Annotated in this window: 3 protein-coding genes; all 3 read right to left on the bottom strand. The window is 41.4% G+C overall.

The window, feature by feature from the left end:
• A partial coding sequence (purL, locus tag BBROOKSOX_RS09215; RefSeq protein WP_139661287.1) for a phosphoribosylformylglycinamidine synthase occupies positions 1-2,774 on the bottom strand: 2,774 nt, incomplete at its 3' end.
• On the bottom strand, positions 2,767-3,066 hold the full coding sequence (locus BBROOKSOX_RS09210; protein ID WP_139661284.1) for a hypothetical protein: 300 nt from the start codon (positions 3,064-3,066) through the stop codon (positions 2,767-2,769). The genes purL and BBROOKSOX_RS09210, both read right to left, overlap by 8 nt.
• Before the next feature lie 57 nt (positions 3,067-3,123).
• On the bottom strand, positions 3,124-3,858 hold the full coding sequence (locus BBROOKSOX_RS09205) for a pentapeptide repeat-containing protein (RefSeq protein ID WP_139661281.1): 735 nt from the start codon (positions 3,856-3,858) through the stop codon (positions 3,124-3,126).
• Positions 3,859-4,068 lie beyond the last annotated feature (210 nt).

The raw sequence follows: 4,068 nt of genomic DNA, 5'->3' as shown, positions 1-4,068 counted from the left end.
ATCACTGCTGCTTTGTTGGTGTTACTGACCTGAATAACACAGCCCAACTCTTCATTAAATAATGCACTGATATCGTCATTTACTATATCTAAACCGCAGTGAGAGGCAAATGCCATTTCTAATAGCGTGGTGATAACGCCACCATCACTACGATCATGATAGGCACTGATTAAACCCTGTTTATTAAGTTGATTGATGGTGGTGAAGAAATTTTTAAACACCGTTGAATCATCAAGATTAGGCGTATCAATACCGATTTGATTATAGACTTGCGCTAAGCACGAGCCACCCAGTCGATTTTGACCTTTGCCTAAATCAATCAGTAGCAATTCACTCTCTATGGAGCTGTCCAATAGCGGGGTGATTTGCATGCGAACATCCAATGTTTTAGAAAATGCAGTAATCACAAGGGACAATGGCGCAGTAACCGATTTATTTTTCCCCTCTTCTTGCCAAGCACTTTTCATGCTCATGGAGTCTTTACCGACAGGTACGGTCAAGCCTAATTCTGGACACAGGTCCATACCCACTGCTTTTACTGCTTCAAATAATTTGGCATCTTCGCCCGAATGGCCACTGGCACTCATCCAGTTAGCACTGAGGCTAATGTGGCTAATGTCTTGTACATAACCGCCTAACATGTTGGTCAATGCCTCGCCAATTGTCATTCTAGCAGCGGCATTCGCATCACATAATGCAAGAGGTGCTCGCTCGCCTAAAGACATAATTTCGCCTTTGTAGCCCGTGTAATCGGAGGTAGAAATAGCACAATCTGCCACGGGTGTTTGCCATGGTCCAACAAATTGGTCGCGTGCTACCATGCCTGTTACACTTCTATCGCCAATGGTAATGAGAAAGTTTTTACTGGCAACGCTTGGTAGTTGTAATATTCTATCAATCGCCTCATCCAGCTCAATAGCACTTGTATCTAAGGCATTAAGATTAATTGCCTGTGTGGTGGCATTGATTGTGGTGGTTGGTGGATTACCCAGTAATATTTCCATCGGCATGTGAATGGGGTTATTATTAAACAATTCATCGCTTAAAATTAATTCTTGTTCTTTGGTTGCCTCGCCTAATACTGCAAATGGCGCTCGTTCACGCTTGCAAAGTGCACTGAATAATTCAAGATTTTCAGCGCTAATCGCAAGCACATAACGCTCTTGTGATTCATTGCACCAAACCTCTAATGGCGACATTTGTTTATCGTCATTGGGAATATGACGCAGTTTAAACCGCCCCCCTTTGCCTGCATCATTTACCAATTCCGGCAATCCATTTGACAAGCCACCCGCACCGATATCGTGAATAGAGATGATTGGGTTTTTAGCACCTAAATTAGTGCAACAATCAATCACCTCTTGTGCACGCCTCTCCATTTCTGGATTGGCGCGTTGTACTGAGGCAAAATCTAGGTCTTCATTTTGCTCACCACTGTTAATAGACGATGCCGCACCACCCCCTAAACCAATGAGCATTGCGGGGCCACCTAGAACGATAATTTTACTGCCCACAGGAATATTACCTTTTTTAATGTGTTGCGCTTGAATATGCCCCAAACCGCCTGCCAACATAATAGGTTTGTGATAACCACGCACATCCCCATCAGCGGTGGCTTGCTCATAAGTCCTAAAATAGCCCAATATATTAGGACGACCAAATTCATTGTTAAAGCTAGCAGCGCCAATGGGACCCTCAAGCATAATATCTAATGCTGAGACAATTTGACTGGGTTTGCCGTATTCAACTTCCCATGGTTGTTGTGCACCGTCAATTTTAAGGTTAGAAACACTAAACCCACACAAACCCACTTTTGGCTTTGACCCCTGACCGGTTGCCCCTTCATCACGAATCTCTCCGCCAGAACCCGTCGCTGCCCCTGGATTGGGGGCAATAGCAGTAGGGTGGTTGTGGGTTTCCACTTTCATTAAAATTGCTCTATGTTCGCTAGAGCTGACATATTTGCCATCTGCTGCTGCATAAAATCGTTTGCCTTCATAACCCGCCATTACGGCAGAGTTATCAGAATACACACTCAGTAAACCTTCAGGATGTTGCTGATAAGTATTGCGAATCATCGCAAACAAACTCTTGGCCTGTGCTACGCCGTCAATTGTCCAATCGGCATTAAAAATCTTATGCCGGCAATGCTCAGAGTTTGCCTGGGCAAACATCATCAATTCTACATCGGTGGGATTGCGTTTTAATGTTGTAAAATTATCAACCAAGTAATCCATCTCACCATCAGAAAGCGCCAAGCCCAAGGTAGTGTTAGCGTGTTCGAGTGCAGATTTGCCCTTTGATAAAATATCAACATGCGCAAAAGGGCGTGGCTCGAAGTCATCAAAAATACTGTGTGCCTCGTCAATAGAGCACAACTCAGACTCAGTCATCTTATCCATAATCACTGACAAAACGGCTTTTTTGTCCGTTACTGACCGATCAAAATGATAAATAATCCCGCGTTCAATGCGTTTTATTTTTTCCAGCCCGCATAAATGTAGAATATCACTTGCCTTGGACGACCAAGGCGAGATTGTGCCAAGGCGTGGCATGACAATAATCTGCGCTTTGGTATTCAAGTCAACAGTCTGATCGTAATTTAGCAGGGTTTCTAAGGTTGTGGTTTCATCTTGCGTTAGTTGATCCGCACAATGCGCAAAATGTACAAATTCTGCGCCGACTAACACCACACTCAGTTTAGAGAGTTTTTGGTTTAGTCTGTTTTGTTTGAATGCGCTTAATGCTTGAATGTTTTTAATGGTTTTAATCATGTTGTTTTTTATTTAATTGTTCTAATTTTTTCCAGTCTTTCTTGATGATGGCTTGAAGTTGTTCACTATTTTCTAAAATGCCTGTGATACAATCCTCTGGTGTGCCATATTTTGGTTCTTTACCTTTGTTGTCTTGGATAATTCTTTGTAACCCGAATTTGTTTAAATATTTTTTGGCATTTTCAATATTTTTAATAACATTTTCGGCAATTTCTCCCTTTAATTGCAAAGTTTCAAACTCAGTCTCTTTACCAATTCTAGAGCTTAATTCTTGTGAATAAAACTTTTTCAATGCGTAAGCCCCTTGACATTGTGTAGACTCAAAACTCGCCCCTTGACACTGCGTATCCTAAAAACCCGCCTCTTGATACTGTGCTTCCGAAAAATTCGCCTCTTGATACTGTGCTTTCGAAAAATACGCCCCTTGACACTGCGCACCCCAAAAATACGCCCCTTGACACTGCGCATCAAAAAAATTCGCTTCTTGGCACTGCGCACCTCTAAAACTCGCCCTTTGACACTGTGCACCCCAAAAATACGCCCCTTGACACTGTGTATATCTAAAATCCGCTTTCACAAGGTAGGCGTGTGACAAATCCGCCTTAGGAAAGCCTGATACTTTTGCAAAATCTTGTGTGTATAAACCGCGCTTTTCCTCTTTAAATAAAAGATTGAGGGTAGTTTGAATTTCATTTGATGGGCGTTCTTTGTGAGTTTTTTGATACTCAGTCTCACTGGTTTTTGAACGAACATGTGAACAGAGGATTTGCACAATTTGCTGGCGATATTTATCCTCCTCCAATGCCAATTCATGCAAGACATAAACTGCGCCTGTGCGCGCCGAAGTTTCACTTGATCCTAACAAGTTAATGGCTGAATTAAACCGATCATCTACTCGTTGGATATCTTGGTTTTTTAAGCGTTTGTAAAAAAAATACAAGCCTATGATTGCAATAAGACCGCTACCAATAGAAGTCAAAGTTATTTGTTCTTCCATATTGATGTAGTCAAAGTAATATAAAACAATAATAAGAATTATGACCAATCCAACATAAACTGCATTTTCCTTTAATTTTTTTTTCACAACTGTGCCGTCATCTCATCAGAAATATCAGCTTGTGCACCGACTAACGCCACACTCAGTTTGGAGGGTTTTTGACTTAGTCTGTTTTTGTTTGAATGTACTTAATGCTTGAATGTTTTTGATGGTTTTAATCATGTTGTTTTTTATTTAATTGTTCTAATTTTTTCCAGTCTTTCTTGATGATGGCTTGAAGTTCTTTGCTATCTTCTA

The organism is bacterium endosymbiont of Bathymodiolus sp. 5 South, from assembly GCF_900128535.1.
In the GTDB taxonomy this organism is placed as follows: Bacteria; Pseudomonadota; Gammaproteobacteria; order PS1; family Pseudothioglobaceae; genus Thiodubiliella.
The sequence above is the reverse complement of the archived record's forward strand: the minus strand, read 5'-3'. Positions and strand labels throughout refer to the sequence as shown.